The sequence below is a fragment of the Cobetia sp. MB87 genome, from assembly GCF_011319755.1.
Classification (GTDB): Bacteria; Pseudomonadota; Gammaproteobacteria; order Pseudomonadales; family Halomonadaceae; genus Cobetia.
In genome coordinates, this window is the sequence record NZ_VFBC01000001.1 from 1 (window position 1) to 18,367 (window position 18,367).

General features: G+C 63.4%; 17 protein-coding genes, 2 rRNA genes and 1 pseudogene. 7 read left to right on the top strand and 13 right to left on the bottom strand.

Annotated elements, in window-relative coordinates:
* A 23S ribosomal RNA gene (locus tag CDPAHKCJ_RS00005) occupies positions 1-554 on the top strand; the annotation flags it as partial.
* A gap of 137 nt (positions 555-691) precedes the next feature.
* A 5S ribosomal RNA gene (gene rrf / locus CDPAHKCJ_RS00010) occupies positions 692-807 on the top strand.
* An 891-nt stretch (positions 808-1,698) separates the two neighbouring features.
* Here the strand turns inward: rrf and CDPAHKCJ_RS00015 are convergent.
* Positions 1,699-2,598 carry a Tim44-like domain-containing protein gene (locus CDPAHKCJ_RS00015; RefSeq protein ID WP_166017758.1) on the bottom strand — a complete coding sequence of 300 codons (900 nt, stop codon included), beginning with the start codon at positions 2,596-2,598 and terminating at the stop codon, positions 1,699-1,701.
* Between the two features lie 74 nt (positions 2,599-2,672).
* Between CDPAHKCJ_RS00015 and CDPAHKCJ_RS00020 the strand changes: the two genes are divergently transcribed.
* Entirely contained in the window at positions 2,673-3,278 is a 606-nt protein-coding gene (locus CDPAHKCJ_RS00020) for an isochorismatase family protein (RefSeq protein WP_240916581.1), read from the top strand.
* Positions 3,279-3,305: 27 nt separating this feature from the next.
* Here the strand turns inward: CDPAHKCJ_RS00020 and yaaA are convergent, their stop codons facing one another.
* From yaaA to CDPAHKCJ_RS00035, 3 genes are all read right to left on the bottom strand, one after another.
* Positions 3,306-4,094: a peroxide stress protein YaaA gene (yaaA, locus tag CDPAHKCJ_RS00025; RefSeq protein ID WP_166017760.1), complete on the bottom strand. Its 789-nt coding sequence runs from the start codon at positions 4,092-4,094 to the stop codon at positions 3,306-3,308.
* Between the two features lie 107 nt (positions 4,095-4,201).
* The gene (locus CDPAHKCJ_RS00030; RefSeq protein ID WP_166017762.1) at positions 4,202-4,654 is read right to left on the bottom strand and encodes a DMT family transporter; all 453 of its coding nucleotides are present in this window, start codon (positions 4,652-4,654) and stop codon (positions 4,202-4,204) included.
* Positions 4,655-4,734: 80 nt separating this feature from the next.
* Positions 4,735-5,766, bottom strand: a complete 1,032-nt coding sequence (locus CDPAHKCJ_RS00035) for an NADP(H)-dependent aldo-keto reductase (RefSeq protein ID WP_043336563.1) — start codon at positions 5,764-5,766, stop codon at positions 4,735-4,737.
* Positions 5,767-6,083: 317 nt separating this feature from the next.
* Here CDPAHKCJ_RS00035 and CDPAHKCJ_RS00040 point away from each other — a divergent pair, with 317 nt between their 5' ends.
* On the top strand, positions 6,084-6,569 hold the full coding sequence (locus tag CDPAHKCJ_RS00040) for a sel1 repeat family protein (RefSeq protein WP_166017764.1): 486 nt from the start codon (positions 6,084-6,086) through the stop codon (positions 6,567-6,569).
* A gap of 234 nt (positions 6,570-6,803) precedes the next feature.
* Entirely contained in the window at positions 6,804-7,310 is a 507-nt protein-coding gene (locus CDPAHKCJ_RS00045; protein WP_166017820.1) for a hypothetical protein, read from the top strand.
* 191 nt (positions 7,311-7,501) lie between these two features.
* On the opposite strand, the gene CDPAHKCJ_RS00050 is transcribed toward CDPAHKCJ_RS00045, so the two are convergent.
* A complete protein-coding gene (locus CDPAHKCJ_RS00050; RefSeq protein ID WP_166017766.1) occupies positions 7,502-8,470 on the bottom strand; it encodes an NAD(P)H-quinone oxidoreductase in 969 nt (322 codons plus the stop codon).
* 186 nt (positions 8,471-8,656) lie between these two features.
* On the opposite strand from CDPAHKCJ_RS00050, the gene CDPAHKCJ_RS00055 reads away from it, so the two are divergent.
* The gene (locus tag CDPAHKCJ_RS00055) at positions 8,657-10,438 is read left to right on the top strand and encodes a lysophospholipid acyltransferase family protein (RefSeq protein WP_166017768.1); all 1,782 of its coding nucleotides are present in this window, start codon (positions 8,657-8,659) and stop codon (positions 10,436-10,438) included.
* 104 nt (positions 10,439-10,542) lie between these two features.
* Here CDPAHKCJ_RS00055 and CDPAHKCJ_RS00060 read toward each other — a convergent pair whose 3' ends face one another.
* Positions 10,543-11,085 (bottom strand): TIGR00730 family Rossman fold protein, encoded by a 543-nt coding sequence (locus CDPAHKCJ_RS00060; protein WP_166017770.1) that lies wholly within the window; start codon positions 11,083-11,085, stop codon positions 10,543-10,545.
* Between the two features lie 317 nt (positions 11,086-11,402).
* On the opposite strand from CDPAHKCJ_RS00060, the gene CDPAHKCJ_RS00065 reads away from it, so the two are divergent.
* On the top strand, positions 11,403-12,743 hold the full coding sequence (locus tag CDPAHKCJ_RS00065; RefSeq protein WP_166017772.1) for a sodium-dependent transporter: 1,341 nt from the start codon (positions 11,403-11,405) through the stop codon (positions 12,741-12,743).
* 97 nt (positions 12,744-12,840) lie between these two features.
* Here the strand turns inward: CDPAHKCJ_RS00065 and CDPAHKCJ_RS00070 are convergent, their stop codons facing one another.
* The 7 genes and pseudogenes from CDPAHKCJ_RS00070 to CDPAHKCJ_RS00100 all read right to left on the bottom strand — a co-directional run bounded on the left by CDPAHKCJ_RS00070 (position 12,841) and on the right by CDPAHKCJ_RS00100 (position 18,341).
* Entirely contained in the window at positions 12,841-13,368 is a 528-nt protein-coding gene (locus tag CDPAHKCJ_RS00070) for a DUF501 domain-containing protein (protein ID WP_166017774.1), read from the bottom strand.
* Positions 13,346-13,675, bottom strand: coding sequence for a hypothetical protein (locus CDPAHKCJ_RS00075; protein WP_166017776.1), 330 nt, complete (start codon positions 13,673-13,675; stop codon positions 13,346-13,348). Before CDPAHKCJ_RS00075 ends, CDPAHKCJ_RS00070 begins: the two co-directional genes overlap by 23 nt.
* Positions 13,676-13,781: 106 nt before the next feature.
* Positions 13,782-14,261 carry an aminoacyl-tRNA deacylase gene (locus tag CDPAHKCJ_RS00080; protein WP_131432808.1) on the bottom strand — a complete coding sequence of 160 codons (480 nt, stop codon included), beginning with the start codon at positions 14,259-14,261 and terminating at the stop codon, positions 13,782-13,784.
* Positions 14,262-14,347: 86 nt separating this feature from the next.
* Positions 14,348-14,746 (bottom strand): annotated as a pseudogene (locus CDPAHKCJ_RS00085) (thioesterase family protein); the annotation flags it as partial.
* A 47-nt stretch (positions 14,747-14,793) separates the two neighbouring features.
* Positions 14,794-15,615, bottom strand: coding sequence for a hypothetical protein (locus tag CDPAHKCJ_RS00090; RefSeq protein WP_166017781.1), 822 nt, complete (start codon positions 15,613-15,615; stop codon positions 14,794-14,796).
* The gene (locus CDPAHKCJ_RS00095; protein WP_200017938.1) at positions 15,612-16,634 is read right to left on the bottom strand and encodes a zinc-binding dehydrogenase; all 1,023 of its coding nucleotides are present in this window, start codon (positions 16,632-16,634) and stop codon (positions 15,612-15,614) included. The genes CDPAHKCJ_RS00090 and CDPAHKCJ_RS00095 overlap by 4 nt, the downstream gene beginning before the upstream one ends.
* Positions 16,635-16,850: 216 nt before the next feature.
* Entirely contained in the window at positions 16,851-18,341 is a 1,491-nt protein-coding gene (locus tag CDPAHKCJ_RS00100) for an alanine/glycine:cation symporter family protein (RefSeq protein WP_233593365.1), read from the bottom strand.
* Between the last annotated feature and the right edge of the window lie 26 nt (positions 18,342-18,367).

Consider the following 18,367-nt stretch of genomic DNA (forward strand, 5'->3'; position numbering starts at 1 on the left):
GAGACAGACACGTCGAGCAGGTACGAAAGTAGGTTCTAGTGATCCGGTGGTTCTGTATGGAAGGGCCATCGCTCAACGGATAAAAGGTACTCCGGGGATAACAGGCTGATACCGCCCAAGAGTTCACATCGACGGCGGTGTTTGGCACCTCGATGTCGGCTCATCACATCCTGGGGCTGAAGTCGGTCCCAAGGGTATGGCTGTTCGCCATTTAAAGTGGTACGCGAGCTGGGTTTAGAACGTCGTGAGACAGTTCGGTCCCTATCTGCCGTGGGCGTCGGAAGTTTGAGAAGAGCTGCTCCTAGTACGAGAGGACCGGAGTGGACGAACCTCTGGTGTTCGGGTTGTCATGCCAATGGCATTGCCCGGTAGCTACGTTCGGACGGGATAACCGCTGAAAGCATCTAAGCGGGAAGCCCCCTTCAAGATGAGACTTCCCTGAGGCCTTGCGCCTCCTGAAGGGCCCTTGAAGACTACAAGGTTGATAGGCTGGGTGTGGAAGCACAGCAATGTGTTGAGCTAACCAGTACTAATTGCCCGTGAGGCTTGACCATATAACACCCAAGGGGTTTGCGCAGGCAAACGCCGGGATTGCGACAGGATCGACGACATATCGGTCAGCATGATTCATATTGCGAGTCGCGAGGTCACAAGCCTCGGGACTCAGGCATCGCAAGATGCCACCGTTTCGCCTGACGACCATAGCGAGCGTGAACCACCCGATCCCATGCCGAACTCGGAAGTGAAACCGCTTAGCGCCGATGGTAGTGTGGAGTTTCTCCATGTGAGAGTAGGTCATCGTCAGGCACTTATACTGAACCGCCCCTGCAGCCCAGCTGCAGGGGCGGTTCTCTTTGTACGCAGGAAAAAGGGGTGCGCGGGAAAAGTGGTACTCAGAAAAAGCCGTGTACAGAGAGAGTCATGTACGAGACAGAAGCTGCACTGAGCAAAGAATGCTGAGCTGGGCGTGTTACACGCGATGAGAAAAGGTCACGCGTCCCTAGGGTAGTGTTTCTCCCTGCAAGAATCGCGGATGGCAGCTCCACGACAGTCATGAAAAGCTCGTCGGGCGCTTGTCTCGAACCGTCCCTGTTGCCTTGCTATAGAGGCGGTGCTGTCTGTGGCAGTGCATTGAGGCGCAAGGCGCCCTGCTGAGGAAGGGAGGCGTGTAGGGATCCGCCTGTGGACAACCGGGATATGGGAGTGGCGCCTGAATTATCCACAAGGGGTTGTCGAGCAGAGGAGTTTCCAGGAGTAGGCAAGCCTTGCTGAAACCAAGGGTACAGCCGGCTGATGGTGGAGTTGATCAGGCGTCGCGGGTACTGCACCTCAGGGTTGCTCATGTTTTTTACGATCAGGCTGAACTAAAGCTCTATTGGTGACTCTGAGTATGTGAGTTTCGACGTTCCCTTGCTTAGAAACTTGTCTGTGCTATCCCATCAGCAGACTTTTTGCGATCTGGCGCTCCTGCCTTGCAGTCGAGCAGCCTATCCGCCGGTCACTTCCCCAGTGGCCGGTTTTTTTTATGTCTGTCATTCGAGGCGGAGCCTTGGTGGTCTTCGGCGAACTGTTGTGAAGCCATGGTAGATCTTCTGCAGCGGGACACAAAAAAGCGGCCGGATGAGTGATCATCCGGCCGCTTTTGCATCTGACGTGGCCTTCATGAAGTGAAGGCCACGTCAGTGAGCAAGGAACGTCTTAGCTGTTCTGCTCGATACCCTGGATGTGCCAGTCGGCGCCATCTCGCAGCTCACGGACCAGGTGCCAGGTCTCGTTGAACTCGTTCTGCTCGCCATTTTCATCCAGCACGCCGTGGAACAGAACGGTCGCTTCCGCCTGCTTGCCAATTTCCTGCACGCTGCCCAGTTCAGCAAACAGACGCACGATCTCGGTACGGTTGTTGGCCGGTTGCTGAGCGCGCTCTTCACGCAGCAGGTTGTAGAGCTCTGGCGTGACGTACTCCTGAATGCGCGGCAGGTCATTGTTGTCCCAGGCGCGCTGCAGCGTCATGAAGTGTTCCTTGGCGCCGCCGAGGAACTGCTCCTTGTCGAACCAGGCCGGTTCGCTGGTCGGAGCACCGCCCGTCAGGCCTGCCCCGATACCACCAGCCGGAGCCAGCGACTCGCCTTGCGGCTGATGCGCTTCACGCGCCTGCACATTGCGCGGCTGGTCATCGTGGCGTGTAGAGGAACCACCACCGCTACCTGCCGGCCCACCGCTCGCCATGGCGGCCTTCTTGCGCGCGCTGAGGAACTTGAATGCGATGAAGGCGATCACCGCGATGATCAGGAAGTCTGTCATGCGCAGACCATCGAAGGCGCCGCCGAAGAACAGCGATGCCAGCAGACCGCCTGCCAACAGGCCTGCCAGAGGTCCGGCAAACTTGGACAAGCCGCTGGAGGGCTTGGACTTCGCTGCAGTGCTGTTGCTGGTGGCCTTGTTGCTGCCAAACAGTGAGCTGGAGGATTTTCCGCTGTCAGCGGATCGTGAGTAGCTACCGAAACTCTTGCCGCCGCCGAGGCGCTTGGCCTCTGCGTGTTCGACGCTCAGACCGAAGCCGAGCAAGCCGACCATCAGCATGATGAACAGATGGCGCATGTGGGATCTCCTTGGATGCGCTAGCGTGTAAGTGGAGGCCCCATTCTAGCCCTAGAATCGTCGTAGGAGGACCAATGGACGACGAAAAGACGCAACACCTGATGGCGAGGCGCTCATTGCTGTTGCTGATCGATTTCCAGGCACGCCTGATGCCGGTTCTGAGTGGCGGAACAGAGGCCATCAACAGCGCCGTCTGGCTGGGAGGCATCGCTCAGGCGCTGGAAATTCCCGTCTGGCTGACCGAGCACTGCCCCGACAAGTTGGGCACAAGTGCCCCGATGACGCATCTGCTGAGCGAGCGCACCCGTTGCTTCACCAAGCGCAGTTTCAGTGCGCTGGATGCGCAGGACTTTCGCAAGGCATTGGAGCAGAGTGGCTGCGACCAGTTGGTGGTATGTGGTGCCGAGGCGCACGTCTGTGTGATGCAGACTGTGCTGTCTCTGTGTGGCGCAGGCTATCGAGTGGCGCTGGTTGCCGATGGCGTCGCCAGTCGCCGCCCGCGGGAGGCGGCGCTGGGAGTGGCCCGTTGCGAGGCCGCGGGTGCCAGTATCGTCAGTGCCGAGATGGTGGCGTATGAATGGCTTGGATGTGCAGATCACGTCCTGTTCGGCGATATTCATCGCCGTTACCTCAAACCGCGTGCTGCAGAATACCTGGCTTTCCCGGGGCTGGGCGGATGAAGTGTCAAGTGACCCACCGGTCACGCATCAGGCGCGTGCCGCGTCGGCCTCACTGCGTGTGAAGACCAGCGTATCGCCTTCAGAGGCGGCAGTGGAGAAGCGATAACCGGCCACGTCGAAGTCCTTGAGGTCCTCGGCTGTCTCGATATCGTGCTTGAGCATCCAGGCGCTCATCAGGCCGCGTGCACGCTTGGCGTAGAAGCTGATGATCTTGGACTGGCCATTCTTCTCGTCCTTGAAGACCGGCGTCACGATGCGGTGGCGGAACGCCTTGGCATCGATGGCCTTGAAGTATTCATTGGAGGCCAGGTTGACCAGAACCGGCGTGCCGCTGTCTTCCACGGCCTGCTCCAGTGCCGGTGTCAGCGTCTTGCGCCAGTAGGCGTAGAGGTCCTTGCCGGCCGGGTTGCTCAGGCGCGTGCCCATCTCGAGACGGTACGGCTGGATAAGATCCAGCGGGCGCAGCAACCCATAGAGGCCGGAGAGAATGCGCAGCTTGTGTTGTGCGCGTTCAAAATCTTCCTCGCTGAACGAATCCGCCGCCATGCCCTGATAGACATCCCCCTGGAAGGCCAGCACCGCCTGTTTGGCGTTGTCCGGCGTGAAGGGCGGCTGCCATTCCTGGAAGCGAGCGGCATTGAGGCCGGCCAGCTTGTCGGAGAGCTTCATCAGGCTTGCGATGTCCTGCGGCGACTGCTCGCGCAGGATATCGATCAGCGGTTGAGCCTGCTCGAGAAAATCGGGTTGGCTATGACGGGAGGTCACGGGGGCGCTGTCGAAATCCAGCGATTTGGCGGGCGAAATCACACTCAGCATGTAGACCTCCTGGCAGGGAAAGGTCTCAGTATATCAGGCAGACAAGATGGCCCCGAGTCCGTCAGGACTATCGGGGCCATAGATTGCACTGCGTGACGCCAGAGGCATCAATAGCGGCGGATAAGGAAGACCCCCGCGAACAGCAGCAATACACCTGCCACGCGCCCCAGCGAAAGATCATGCTGCGGGAAGGTCGCCCAGCCGAAGTGGTCCAGCACCACCGAGGCCGTCAGCTGCCCGGCCAGGAAGGTGGCCATCATGGTGGCAGCGCCCAGCTTTGGCACCAGTATCACGCTGGCCGCGACGAAGAAGGCGCCCAGCAGGCCGCCGGTCCAGCTCCACCAGGGGGCCGCTTTCAGGGCGCCGACGCCCGGCATGGGTAGACGCATGGCCAGCACGATGGCGACCAGCGCGATCGAGCCGACCACGAAGCTGACCATGGCAGCCATGAGCGAACTGTGGGTCTGCAGGGCCAGCGTGGAATTGACGCCAGCTTGAATCGGCATCATGGCACCGGCGGCGACAGCCATGAGGATCATGCTCAATTCAGCGGGATTCATGAGGGGTCCTTGGTCACGAGCAGGCCGGTCATGATGACCGGCCTGTCGGGGTTGTGTATCCGGTACGGGTCAGAGGCGGTTCAGGGGCACGGATTGGGCGCGGTATTGTGGATCATCTCGATCTCGGCCAGCACTTCCTCGCTCAGCTCCACCTCGAGGCTTTTGATGTTGCTTTCCAGCTGGGTCATCGTCGTGGCACCGATGATGTTGCTGGTCAGGAACGGGCGAGTGTTGACGAAGGCGAGGGCCATCTGGGCCGGATTCAGGCCGTGACGGCGGGCGATGTCCACGTAACAGGCGATGACGTGCTGAGCCGGCTCGGCGTTGTAGCGCTGGAAGCGCTCGAACAGCGTCAGGCGAGCGCCTTCTGGACGGGCGCCGTCCAAGTACTTGCCGGACAGGGTGCCGAAGGCCAGCGGCGAGTAGGCCAGCAGGCCGACATCTTCGCGGTGCGCAAACTCGGCCAGGCCCACTTCGAAGCTGCGGTTGACCAGGTTGTACGGGTTCTGGACGCTGGCCACGCGCGGCAGATTCAGGCGCTCGGCCAGATTGAGGCACTGCATCACGCCCCACGGCGTCTCATTGGACAGACCCACGGCGCGGATCTTGCCCGCGGTGACCAGCTCGCCAAGCGCGGAGAGGCTTTCTTCCAGCGGCGTCATGTCTTCATCTTCGGTCGGCTGGTAGCCCAGCTTGCCGAAGAAGTTGGTCTTGCGGTCCGGCCAATGCAGCTGATAGAGGTCGATGTAATCGGTGCCCAGGCGACGCAGGTTATCGTCACAGGCGGCGATGATCTGCTCACGCGTCAGGCGTGAACCACCGCGCAGGTAATCCATGCCCGGGCCGGTGACCTTGGTGGCGATCTTGACCTGATCACGATTGCCGCGAGCCGCCAGCCAGCTGCCGATGTATTCCTCGGTACGGCCCTGGGTCTCGCCATTCGGGGGCACCGGGTACATCTCGGCGGTGTCGATGAAGTCGATGCCAGCGTCGAGCGCGCGGTCCAGCTGTTGGTGGGCATCGGCTTCGCTGTTCTGCTCGCCGAAGGTCATGGTGCCAAGGCATAGCAGACTGACGTCGATGCCAGTACGGCCAAGAGCTCTACGTTGCATGCAGGATTCCCCTATCGGGTAGGTGTCAATGTAGCGGGCAGGACGAGTGCTTCCAGCACGCGCGTGGCGCGCGGTTCGCGCGCGTACTTTACCCCAAGGATGGCGCACATATTAGCAGCGTAACAAAAACCCACAAGGCGGGCTTGAGTCCCCCCGATTGCGCGAGTATGCTTGGCGCCCCGCTGTCAGGGGAGCAGTCTTTCTAGGCCGCCCGCAAGGGCAAACTGACAGTGTTGGCAAGGAGAATAGCGTCGCGGGCTCAGGATCGGGCCAGGACACGGCGTCACCCCTCTTATTCTGTATCAAGGTTACTCGTCATGCCGCAGGCCCCAACCCTGATGACTGGACTGAAATACCGCCTGGCGGAGCGTCTGTTCCACGCCTCCTGGCTGTCCGGTTCTCAGCAGAAGCATCGTCTGACCATGCGTCTGTTCAATCACTGCGCCAATGCCGGTCACACCGGTGCGTTGTCTTTGTACGGGCACATGCTGTTCCAGCGCGGCAACTCCGCTCAGGAAAAGGCCAAGGGTGCGCGTTTCGTCATCAAGGCCGCGCAGGCTGGCGACGTGCATGCCCAGTATCAGGCGGCGCGTATCTATGAGTATGGCTGTGCCCAGTATCAGAGCGATCCGGCCAAGGCCGTGACCTGGTACGCACGTGCCGCCGAGTGCCGCCATGCTCTCGCAGCCCAGCGTCTGGCGCGTGCCTATCGTGAAGGCTCCCTCGGTCTGGCGGTCTGCCCGCACAAGGCCGAGCAGTGGGAAGCCCACGCCCGCACGGGTGGTGAGGCAAACCTGCACTGAGCTGATGTCCTGCCCTTGCTGCCACTGATAACGCCCTCTTCGTGAGGGCGTTGTCGTCTCCGGCCCTCCTGCGTGTGTCTCTGAACGTGATGTGAGCGTGATGGAGCAGATCGACCTGATGTCTGCGTTGACAGCGTCGCGCTCAGGACTCGCCAAGCAGGGGGCAATTCCCGTAACCTGAAGACATTCAACCTCTTCTCGCCCGGGCCCTGTCTGCCTGAGATACCTTGGGAGATTCGTGTGACGCTGCCTATTCTGCTCGATATTGAAGCCTCCGGCTTTGGCCGTGGTAGCTATCCGATCGAGATCGGGCTGGCGCGTGCCGACGGCAGCAGTTGCGCCTTCCTGATACAGCCTCTTGATGAGTGGGTGCATTGGGACCCGAAGGCGGAGCTGTTGCACGGCATCTCACGGGCACGGCTGGCACGCGAAGGGCGACCAGTGCGTGAGGTGGCGCAGTGGGTCAATGATGAGCTGGGGGAGGCGGGAATCGCTTACAGCGACAGCTGGGGCTACGACAATACCTGGCTCTCGCTGTTGTTCTATCATGCCGGCATGCTGCCGCGCTTTCGACTCGAAGCGCTCAGACGGCTGCTTGATGAGGAGCAGCTGAATTGCTGGGCGGAGCTCAAGGAAGCGGTGATCGCCGAGGGCGGCATCCAGCGTCATCGCGCCGGAGACGACGCCCGTCTGCTGCAACTCACCTGGCAGAAGGCCCAGGCGATCGGTCGCAGCGAGTAAGCCTGCGCCAGATGCCTCGGGGCCTACGTCTGGCGGCATGAGTGTCACTGCTGTCAGGCGGGGGGCGTCAAGCGGAGCAGCGAGCACGAGATGGCGCCTATAAAGCCAAAAAAGCGGCAGCCCACTGGGCTGCCGCTTTTTTCATGCTGCCGATTTTTATGCTGCTGATGTCATCAGTGCCATGACGAGGCTCAGGCGCCGGTCACCGCCAGCAGCACCTTGCCTGTGCTGGCGTTGTCCTGCACATAGGCATGCGCGGCATCGGCCTGCTGGATTGGCCAGCTCTTGTCGATATGCGGGCGCAGCTCGCCCCGCGCCAGGCGTGGCCACACATGCACGTAGAGCGCATCCAGCACCATGCCCTTGCCCTCGGGGGAGCGTGAACGCAGGGTCGAGCCGATCAGGCGCTGACGCTTCATCAGCATGCGGCCCAGATCCAGCTCATCCATGCGCCCACCCATCAGGCCGATCAATACCATGCGGCCATCCTGTTTCAGCACCTGCTGATTGTCGGCCAGATAGCCGCCGCCCACCGGGTCGAGAATCATGTCGGCGCCGCCCCAGTCGTTCACGGCCTCGACGAAGCTGCCATCGTGGCGATTCCAGCCGGCATCCGCGCCGAGGCGCAGGCAGGTGTCGAGCTTCTCCTGGCTGCCGACCGTCACGAAGCAAGGATGTCCGAACAGCCCGCATAGCTGGATGGCGGTGGTACCGATGCCACTGGCGCCGGCATGCAGCAGCACGCGCTCCTTGTGCTTGAGATTGCCCTCGATGAACAGGTTCAACCAGGCGGTGGCGAACATCTCCGGCAGGGCGGCGGCGTCTCTCAGGCTGTAGCCCTCCGGCACCGGCAACACCTGCAGGGCATTGATCACCACCTCCTCGGCATAGCCGCCACCGGCCAGCAAGGCGCAGACCGGATCTCCCACCTGGAAGCGCTCCACGTGGCGGCCGACCTCGAGGATGGTTCCGCTAACCTCGAGGCCAAGAATCTCGCTTTCCCCGGCCGGCGGCGGATACTGGCCTGCACGCTGCATCAGGTCAGCGCGGTTGACGCCGGCCCAGGCCACCTGGATTCGCACTTCGTCCGAGGCGATGCCTTCGGGAGCCTCCGTTTCCTGCCAGACCAGTGCCTCGTTCTCGACGGCTATCGCATACATTCGCTCTCTCCTTGGCTGGGCAGACCTGCTGCCTTGCTGTGACCGCGTCGTACGCAGACGGATCTCTGTCATCTCACTGTACGGGGACTGTGATGCACCTGTCATGAAGTGGCGTGATGCTGACGTGATATCAAGCCCCATGATACAGACATCGCGTACCGCACTCCGTGCGGCCAAGGAGAGAGCATGATCGATACTGCCCGCGTCATCGCTGCCAAGTATCCTGCCTTTGCCAGACGCCATCCCTTGATCCGTCGTCCGGCGCTGGCCTTGTTGCGGCGCCTGGTCCACGAGGGTGAGATCAATGCCTTCCTCGGCGAGAACTCGGACCAGCGCGGCTTCGACTTCATTGACCGCGTGCTCGATCACTTCTCCTTCGGCTACTCGGTGTCCTCGCGGGAGCGCGAGAACATCCCTGCCTACGGGCGGGTCGTCATCGTCGCCAACCATCCGCTGGGATCACTGGATGGCCTCGCGCTGCTCAAGCTGGTCGGCGAGGTGCGCCGCGACGTCAAGATCGTCGCCAATGACATCCTGATGAAGGTCGAGCCGCTGGCGCCCTTGCTGCTGCCGCTGGACAACCTCAGTCGCCGCGGTTATCGCAGGAGCAGTGGTCAGATCTGCGATGCGCTGATGAATGAAGAGGCCGTGATCATCTTCCCCGCCGGCGAGGTCTCGCGTGCAGGCCCGACCGGGCCGCGTGATGGCAAGTGGCTGTCGGGCTTCCTGCATTTCGCACGCAAGACCAACGCGCCGGTGCTGCCTATCCACGTCAGCGGTCGCAACTCGACGCTCTTCTATGCGCTGTCGTCGATCAACCGCAGTTTCGGCACGCCTCTGCTGGCGCATGAGATGTTTCGTCAGCGCGAGCGTCAGCTCAAGCTGCGCATCGGCGAGCTGATCCCGCTGGCGCGCCTCGACAGTGATGCCCTGAGTACCAATGCCAAGACACGCCTGCTGCGCAAGCACTTGTATCGCATCGGGCGTGGCAAGCGCGGCCTGTTCGTGACCGAGAAGGCCATCGGTCATCCGGAGGAGCGCCAGGCGCTGCGTGAGGAACTGACACCCTGTGAGCTGCTGGGCGAGACCCGCGATGGCAAGAAGATCTATCTGTTCGACGCCTTCCCCGGTTCCAGCGTGATGCGCGAGATCGGCCGGTTGCGCGAGATCAGTTTCCGCCGGGTCGGCGAGGGCACCGGCGAGCGGCGCGATATCGATCGCTATGACGCCCACTACCGGCATCTGGTGCTGTGGGATGACGCGGATCTCGAGATCGCCGGCGCCTACCGCATCGGTGAGGTACGCAAGATCATGGCGGCACATGGCGAGAAGGGGCTCTACAGTCCGACCCTGTTCCGCTTCACGCCGGAGATGTTCGAGCGCATGCAGGACGGCCTGGAGCTGGGGCGCAGCTTCGTGCAGCCGCGTTACTGGGGGCGGCGCAGCCTCGATTACCTGTGGCAGGGGCTGGGTGCCTATCTGCGCTGTCATCCCGAGATTCGCTGGCTGTTCGGCCCGGTCACGCTCTCCAACAGCTATCCGGAGGCCGCCAGGGCGTTGATCGTCAGCTACTACCGTCACTATTACGGGGATGATGAGGGGCTGGCGCGTGCGCGGGCGCCGGTCGCCCAGAGCGTGCCGGGCAGCGCCGCCCATGAAGCGGAGCGGCTGTTCGATGGTCAGGACGCCGATGGCGATTTCCGCCGCCTGCGTGCCCAGCTGGATGCGATGGGCGTGACGGTACCGACGCTCTACAAGCAGTACGCCGAGGTCACCGAGCCCGGTGGCACCCGCTTCCTCGATTTCAGTGTCGACGCCGATTTCGGTTACTGCATCGACGGCCTGGTGATGATCGATGTCGAGCAGGTTACCGCCAGCAAGCGGGCGCGCTATATCGGTAGCCTCGTTCAGCAACAGGCCGCCTCAGGCGGCGCCGTTGAGATTGTTGGTGAGGCGGTACACTGCTGAAAGAGCGCGCTGAGCTGAGATGGCCACTTGCATCGTCACTCCCCATGGCGCTGGCGTCATGCGCTTGATGGGGAGTGACGCGACAGCCTGTCAGGTCTCAGGTCTCAGGTCTCGGGCGCCAGACGCTCCAGCAGGGGCGTGATCTCGCGCTCGCTGATCAGGCGCGCGCGAGTGTCCGCATCGAGGAAGCCCGCCTCGACGGTGCGATCCAGAAACTCGAGCAGGGGGGCGTAGAAGCCGTCACTGTCGAGGACCGCAATCGGCTTGGCGTGAAAGCGCAGGTACTGCCAGGTCCAGGTCTCGAACAATTCCTCCAGGGTGCCGATTCCGCCCGGTAACGTCACGAAGGCATCCGCCAGCGCGGCCATCTGTGCCTTGCGCTCATGCATGTCGGCCACCTCGATCAAGCGCGTGAGGCCGGTATGCGCCTTCTCGTTGCGGACCAGCACCTGAGGGATCACCCCGATCACCTCGCCACCCGCCGCCAGCGCGGCATCCGCCAGTGCGCCCATCAGCCCGGCGCGCGCGCCACCATAGACCAGTCCCCAGCCTCGCTCGGCGATGGCGCGGCCCAGTGCTTCGGCCAGTTGACGATGCTGTGGGGAGACGCCCTCGCGGGAGCCCAGATAGACGCAGATGCGATGCATGTTGCTCTCCTGAATGTTTCTCGGCGGCGCTCACTGCTGGCTGCCGTGCCTTGATGTCATGTCCTGCCTATCCTACGCGAGTTGTGCGGCGACGCTATGACGCCGGTGAGGAACTCGGCATTGCCTCGTGGCCAACGCTGGCACGTGCTGACTTTCGGCGTTGACGCCTGCATTCGCGGGCCTGCTCTGCTACCCTTGCCGCCCCCGCAGGCGACGGCTGGCGGGCGCTGGCGCCCCGTGAGCTTGCACCGGGATGCACCCCAACTCATCGCGTCGTCGTCTTCGACGGACGCGGAACAACAAGGCAGGAGAGGCAGATGGCGCAGGTGCGCGGACGCTTTGCCAGTCGGCTGGGCTTCTTGATGGCCGCCGCTGGTTCGGCAGTAGGACTTGGCAACGTATGGGGCTTCCCGTCCCAGACGGCCAACAACGGAGGCGGGGCCTTCGTGGTGATGTATCTGGTGCTGGCCTTCCTGCTGGCATGGCCGGCCTTGATGGCCGAGCTGGTCATCGGCCGCCATGGTCAGGCCAATATCGTCACCAGCATGAGTCTCGGTCGAGGCATCACCAAGCGCTTCGGCGCGCTGGCGGGCTGGGTGGGCATGCTGACCGCCAGCCTGATCCTGGCCTTCTATGCCATCGTCGCGGGCTGGTTGCTGGGGTATACCGCCGCGCCGGTCGCTGATGCACTGGGCATGGCCTCCGCGTCCAGTTGGCTGACCACCTTCGATTTCACGCGCAATGTCTCGCTGACGGCGGTCTTCCTCGCGCTGACGATGGCAATCGTGGTCGGTGGCGTGCGCGGCGGGATCGAGAAATGGTCCACGCGTCTGATGCCGCTGTTGCTGATGCTGCTGGTCGGATTGATCGGCTACGTTTTGACTCTGCCGGGCGCCGATGAAGGCCTGAGTGTCTACCTGACGCCGCAGTGGGACCGCATCTTCGATGCCGATCTGATGCTGAGCGCGATGGGCCAGGCGTTCTTCTCGCTGTCGCTCGGCGTGGGCGCGATGCTGATCTACGGCTCCTATCTGGGGCCGGAGCAGAACCTGCCGCGTCTGGGCGTGCTGGTGACGCTGATCGATGTCGGCATCGCCTTCCTCGCCGGCCTGCTGGTGATTCCGGCCATGTATGCCGCGCGTCATCTGGGCGTCGAGATCTTCGATGCCGATGGCCTGCTCAAGAGCTCGGACACCCTGCTGTTCGACACGCTGCCGGCGCTGTTCGGCCAGATGGGCGGGGCAGGTGACATCTTGATGGTGGCATTCTTCGCGCTGATGAGCGTGGCGGGCATCACCTCGTCCATCTCGATGCTGGAAGTGCCGGTGTCCTTCGTGGTCGAGCGTGGCTGGCTGGGTCGACGCGCCGCTACCCTGGCTGTCGGGGCCGCCATCATGGCCATCAGCCTGACCATCGCCGCCAACTTCGGGGCGCTGTTCGGTCTGGTGATCATGTTGACTACCCAGTACAGCCAGCCGCTGGTCGCGCTGGTGATGTGCCTGCTGGTCGGCTGGGCGATGTCGCGTCATGCGCTGCTCAAGGAGATCCAGAGCGGGGCGCCGGACATCGAGTCCAGCCTGTTCTGGAAGATCTGGCCGTGGTACGTGCGCCTGATCTGCCCGCTGTGCATCGCGCTGGTCTTCGCGCACTCGCTGTAGGCCTGACTCTCGTCCCAACGCAAGAAGCCCGCCAATTGGCGGGCTTCTTCGTCTTCTGCCTTCAAGCCGACGGCGTCGGGTCGATCGTCGTCAGGGCTCAGGGCAGCTCGGACAGCACGTCGTAATGGGCATCGACCCAGTGACCGATGGCGTTGCCCTCGGCGTAGGCGAGATGCTGGGCGTACTGGGTGTGCAGGCAGCGCACCTGATTCCAGTCACGGATACCGCCGACGCCACGTTCGCGCATCAGCTCGGCGAAGCCCTGGGACTCGATGGCGCTGCGCTCGGCCTCGCTCATGAAGCTCCAGCGTTCGGCGACATAGGCCTCATGACTGGCACGATAGCGCGCCAGCAGGTCCTCATCGGTCTTGAGGCTCTCTTCCAGTTCCTTGATGACGCCTTCGGCCTCGATACGTGACAGCGAGATCTTGAGGCGTTCGTCGCACAGCCAGTAGAGGGTCGGGAAGGGCTTGCCATCCACCAGCGAATGCATGCGCAGCACCAGCGGGGTGCCTTCGCCATCGGTGGCGGCCACGGCCTGGATGCCGCGCGGCTTGCGCCCGAGCTGGCGCTCGATGATCTCGAGCTCCCGCGCGTCGGGACTATGATTGGTCAGGATCACCATGCTTGCAGTCAGGCTCCAGCACACACTTGTTGGACCGGGAGACGGCCCGGAAGAACGCCTGGTTGAGCTGTTGGGGGCTTGGCACATAGCCATGCCACTCGCGCTCGCAGTAGTCACTGCCGCGCGCCATCAGCTCCGGGGCCAGACGATTGAACCAGCCATCATAATCGTAGGGGTCAAGGCCCGGCAAGCTGATGTGTGGGTAGTCGGCAAAGCGCTCACTGAACCATTGCTCCAGCGCCGCCTCGACCTGCGCATGCAGCTCGGTCATGTCCGGGTAGATCCACTTGCTGTAGCGAATGCCCATCGGGCCTCCTCGCTGACGCGGTGCTGGGGCGGGTGGTCGTCATGGAGAGTCCATCGTGCAAGGTCTGCCAGGAAGTGCCTGCCCTTGGATGCCACGCCCGTGGCCGTCAGTCGTCACGGGCCAGCGGGGCGAACTGGCCATTGCCCAGCTCACACAGTAACGCGGGGGCGAGCGCTATCTCCAGTCCTCGGCGGCCACCGCTGATGAAGATTTCCGCCTGTGTCGCGGCGCTGTCATCGACCCACAATGGCAGGCGCTTCTTCTGCCCCAGCGGACTGATGCCGCCGACCACATAGCCGGTGGCACGCTCGGCGGCCTCATGCGCGGCCAGCGCCGCCTTGCGGGCGCCACAGGCGCGTGCCAGTGCCTTGAGGTCGAGCGTGCCGCTGACCGGCACTACGGCGACCACCAGCGGCTGACGTGCATTGCCGCCTTCCAGCTGGCAGACGAGGGTCTTGAAGACCTGGGCGGGTTCAAGCCCCAGCGTGCGGGCGGCCTCTTCCCCGTAGGCGGGTGCACGCGGGTCGTGCGCATATTCGAGTGTGCGGTGCGGCTTGCCCTTGAGCAGCTTGAGCGCAGGCGTCATGCAGGCACGCTCCCCTCGGAGACTGCGCTGTGCGTCCCGAGTGCCCGGGCGGCCTCGCGCAGAGCCGGGACATCCAGTTCGGCGCTGTCGGTGTGTTCGTGCACATGGCTGACCAGGGTCGCGCGCAGCTCGCCCTCGATGGGCAGGGATTGCTTGGCATGATGATCGAACTGCACCAGCACGCAGTGGCCGCGCGCGCCGCAGACGCCGCTTTGCCAGGCTTCCTGGGTCACGGTGAAGGAGCTGCCGCCGAGGCGCGACAGCCAGGTGCGAATCTCCACCGGCTGGCCATATTGCAGCTCGGCGAGGAAGTCGACCTCGATGCGCGCCATGATCAGCGGCCACTTGCGCGGGTCGAGGTCCGGTACGAAGAGGCGGAACAGGTCATTGCGCGCCCACTCGAACCAGGCCGGCAGGCGCGTGTTGTTGACGTGCCCGAGGGCATCGGTGTCGAAGAAGGCCGGTTCCAGCGTCTTGAAGTACATGTCATCGCTCCTGGGCATCCATGCGGCATTTCAGCCTATCAGGAAGCTCAGGCGCTGGCTGTACGTCGTGAGGCTAGTCGACGTTGCAACGGCGTGAACACGCCCAGCCATGCCGTTGCGACCACAAAGCCGAGGAGGGTCCCCAGACCGACGCCCATGCTCGGATAGCTGAGCGAGACCACCAGCGCATAACACAGCAGCGAGCCGAGGCCGGCCGGATAGTGCTTGATGACGGTGGCGACGGCCACTGGCCCCTGGGTGAGATGCAGAATCACCAGCAGCGGGTACATGGTGACCGGGAAGGCCGCGACCAGGCCTGCCCATGAAGGCGGTAGCAGGTGGGCCAGCGCGGTGATGCCGAACACGATGCCGGCGGCCAGTCCGGCGCGCGCCAGCAGCGAGACCCAGGAGAAGGGCGACTTGCGCGCCATGCTCTCCGGTACGCCGCGATAGAGGCGCATACACAGCACGATGGCGATCAGCGTCACGATCACGCCGCTGACGCGGGTGAACTCGAACTGTGCCAGCGCCACGCTGGCCGCCAGCCAGCCCAGCAGGCCGCCCAGGGTGCCATTGATGACGCCACGTAGCCCTTCGGCGCGGCCGCATAGCCAGTAGCCGACACCGAGGGCGAGAGTCGATGAGAAGCCGGCCAGGGTATAGACGGCGCTCTGGCCGGCGAACTCGGGAGAAATCTCCACGCCGATGAAGCCCAGCGTGATGGCCGTGCCGAGCGGGTAGCCGGACAGCAGCCCGGCCATGCGCGTCGAGAGGCGCTCCGCGATCAATGATAGCCCGATCACCACCGCCACCGAGATCAGCAGCTTGAGCAGTTGCAGGCCCAGCTCACCCTGAAGCGCTGCACTCATTGGGCGGCGTCCCAGAATTGACGACGCACCAGCGAGATCTTGCCCACCGCCTTGCCGGAGGCCTGATGACGATGGGCCTCGGCGACCTCGCTGAAGTCGAACTGACGCTCATCGAGACGCACCTTGAATTCGCCTTCCTCGACCAGTTCCACCAGCTTGCCCAACGCCTGGCGCTGCTGTTCATGCCCGATGCCGGCGCTGAGCGGCAGCAGGATCGACAGCACTTCCAGACTGCGGCTGCCGGCGTGCAGCGGCGAGAGATCCACCGTGGTGCGCGCATTGATGGTCACGATGCGCCCGCCCAGCTTGCTGGCCGCGAAGCTGGCGGCCAGGTTGTCGCCGCCCACGCAATCGAAGACCAGATCGAAGCCCTCGCCACCCGTCAGTCGGGCCACGTAATCGGCCACCGCTTCCTCGCGATAGCGAATGACGTGGTCCGCGCCGCAGTCGCGTGCTGCCCGGGCCTTGTCATCCGTGGAGACGGTCGTGGCGACTTCCGCGCCGATGCAACGGGCGATCTGCAATGCCACATGGCCGACGCCACCGGCGCCGCCGTGGATCAGCACGCGTTGCCCCGCTTCCAGCCGGCCACGCTCTACCAGTGCCTGCCAGGCGGTGATGAACACTGCCGGCAACGCGGCGGCTTCCATGAAGCTCAGGCGGCGCGGCTTGCGGGTGATCAGGCGTTCATCGGCGAGCATGTAATCCGCCAGCGCGCCCGGATGAGCGGCGACACCGCCGGCAAAGCCGAGCACCTCGTCGCCGGGCGAGAAGGTCAGCACGTCATCCCCGACGGCATCGATCACACCGGCCACGTCGCCGTGCAGCACGCAGGGTGCTGGCGGCAGGAGAGGCACCTGACCGCTGGCCAGCTTGAGATCGAGTGGATTGACGCTGGAGGCGGCGACACGAATGCGCACCTGGCCGGGACCGGGAGTGGGTAGCGGGCATTCGGTCGCCACGAAGTCGGCATCCGGGCCGGGATTGCGCAGCACCATGGCATGCATGGAAGCGAGCATGAGACGTCCTCATTGATACGGGTTCCGGCCAGTGTGGCCAGTGAGCGCCACACCCTACCCATTGCACTGCGTTGCGGCAATCCGACTTGAGTGGTTTCAGTCGTCCAATGCACGGAATTGCACGATCGACAACGAAAAAGCCCCTGCCGATGGGCAGGGGCCTTGAGTCATGCGGCGGCTGACGGCTGTGTCAGACCCGCCTGGGCGTGATGGGGATCACGCGTTCTGGCGTTTGGCCTCCTTGTCGACCGGTGCGATCTCGCCGGACTTCAGCTTGGCCAGGTACTGGGCCAGCTCACGCTTCACGACCGGCATCAGGTAGTAGAGGCCGATGATGTTGGCGATGGACATGGCGAAGATCATGGCGTCGGAGAAGTCGATGACCGGGCCGAGGCTCATGGAGGAGCCGATGACCACGAAGGCGAGGAAGATCAGTTTGTAGACGATCTCGGCACCCTTGCCCTCACCGAACAGGTAGGTCCAGGCCTTCAGGCCGTAGTAGGACCAGGACAGCATGGTGGAGAAGGCGAACATTAGCACCGCCAGCGCCAGCACATACGGGAACCACGGGAAGGCGGTCTCGAAGGCGTAGGAGGTCAGCTGGACGCCGCCGAGACCTTCGACCTGGTAGGCACCGGTGATGACGATGACCAGCGCGGTCATGGTGCAGATGACGACGGTATCGATGAAGGGTTCGAGCAGGGCGACGATGCCTTCGGTCGCCGGCTGAGAGGTCTTGACGGCAGAGTGGGCGATGGCCGCGGAGCCGATACCGGCTTCATTGGAGAAGGCAGCACGCTTGAAGCCCTGGATCAGCACGCCGACGATACCGCCGCCGACCGCGACCGGTGCGAAGGCACCTTCGATGATGGCGCCGAAGGCAGCCGGAATCGCGCTGAAGTTGAAGCCGAGGATGATGATCGCCGCGATCACGTAGATGACAGCCATCATCGGCACCAGCTTCTCGGTGACACGTGCGATGGACTTAATGCCGCCAATGATGACCATGCCGACGATGGCGGCCATCACGAGACCGAACAGCCAGCCGTAGCCGACCAGGAAGCTGGCATCACCGCCGGTGACGTTGACGGCCTGCTGATAGGACTGGTTGGCCTGGAACATGTTGCCGCCGCCGATGGAGCCGCCGATGGCGCAGATGGCGAAGAACACCGCCAGAACCTTGCCCAGCCCCGCCTTGCCATTTTCCGCGAAGCCCTTGGACAGGTAGTACATCGGGCCGCCGGAGATGGAGCCATCCGCGTTGACGTTGCGGTACTTCACGCCAAGGGTACATTCACAGAACTTGGAGGCCATGCCGAGCAGACCGGCCAGAATCATCCAGAAGGTCGCGCCCGGGCCGCCCAGCGAGACGGCGACCGCGACACCGGCGATGTTGCCCAGGCCAACCGTGCCGGATAGCGCCGTGGCCAGTGCCTGGAAGTGGGATACCTCGCCTTCATCCTTCGGGTCGGTGTAGTCACCCTTGACCAGGCGCACGGCATGGCCGAACAGGCGGAACTGCACGAAGCCGAAATAGAGCGTGAAGACGACCGCCGCGATGATCAGCCAGCCGACGATCAGCGGGAACTGGGTGCCGGCCACCGGCACGGAATAGAAGATGGTCGAGACGATCGGGTTGACGATCGGTCCGACGATGTCACTGATGGCCTGGTCCATGCCTTCGGCACGGGCGGAGCTAGCGGCCATGAGGGCTGCCATCGCGGCAGCCCAGG

Bases quoted from the DNA above. Each gene is read 5' to 3' on its own strand.
- CDPAHKCJ_RS00100 (WP_233593365.1), bottom strand. From the start codon at position 18,341: ATGGCCGCTAGCTCCGCCCGTGCCGAAGGCATGGACCAGGCCATCAGT.
- CDPAHKCJ_RS00040 (WP_166017764.1), top strand. From the start codon at position 6,084: ATGCCGCAGGCCCCAACCCTGATGACTGGACTGAAATACCGCCTGGCG.
- CDPAHKCJ_RS00090 (WP_166017781.1), bottom strand. From the start codon at position 15,615: ATGAGTGCAGCGCTTCAGGGTGAGCTGGGCCTGCAACTGCTCAAGCTG.
- yaaA (WP_166017760.1), bottom strand. From the start codon at position 4,094: ATGCTGAGTGTGATTTCGCCCGCCAAATCGCTGGATTTCGACAGCGCC.
- CDPAHKCJ_RS00075 (WP_166017776.1), bottom strand. From the start codon at position 13,675: ATGGGCATTCGCTACAGCAAGTGGATCTACCCGGACATGACCGAGCTG.
- CDPAHKCJ_RS00035 (WP_043336563.1), bottom strand. From the start codon at position 5,766: ATGCAACGTAGAGCTCTTGGCCGTACTGGCATCGACGTCAGTCTGCTA.
- CDPAHKCJ_RS00020 (WP_240916581.1), top strand. From the start codon at position 2,673: ATGGACGACGAAAAGACGCAACACCTGATGGCGAGGCGCTCATTGCTG.
- CDPAHKCJ_RS00080 (WP_131432808.1), bottom strand. From the start codon at position 14,261: ATGACGCCTGCGCTCAAGCTGCTCAAGGGCAAGCCGCACCGCACACTC.
- CDPAHKCJ_RS00095 (WP_200017938.1), bottom strand. From the start codon at position 16,634: ATGCTCGCTTCCATGCATGCCATGGTGCTGCGCAATCCCGGCCCGGAT.
- CDPAHKCJ_RS00055 (WP_166017768.1), top strand. From the start codon at position 8,657: ATGATCGATACTGCCCGCGTCATCGCTGCCAAGTATCCTGCCTTTGCC.
- CDPAHKCJ_RS00030 (WP_166017762.1), bottom strand. From the start codon at position 4,654: ATGAATCCCGCTGAATTGAGCATGATCCTCATGGCTGTCGCCGCCGGT.
- CDPAHKCJ_RS00070 (WP_166017774.1), bottom strand. From the start codon at position 13,368: ATGGTGATCCTGACCAATCATAGTCCCGACGCGCGGGAGCTCGAGATC.
- CDPAHKCJ_RS00065 (WP_166017772.1), top strand. From the start codon at position 11,403: ATGGCGCAGGTGCGCGGACGCTTTGCCAGTCGGCTGGGCTTCTTGATG.
- CDPAHKCJ_RS00015 (WP_166017758.1), bottom strand. From the start codon at position 2,598: ATGCGCCATCTGTTCATCATGCTGATGGTCGGCTTGCTCGGCTTCGGT.
- CDPAHKCJ_RS00050 (WP_166017766.1), bottom strand. From the start codon at position 8,470: ATGTATGCGATAGCCGTCGAGAACGAGGCACTGGTCTGGCAGGAAACG.
- CDPAHKCJ_RS00060 (WP_166017770.1), bottom strand. From the start codon at position 11,085: ATGCATCGCATCTGCGTCTATCTGGGCTCCCGCGAGGGCGTCTCCCCA.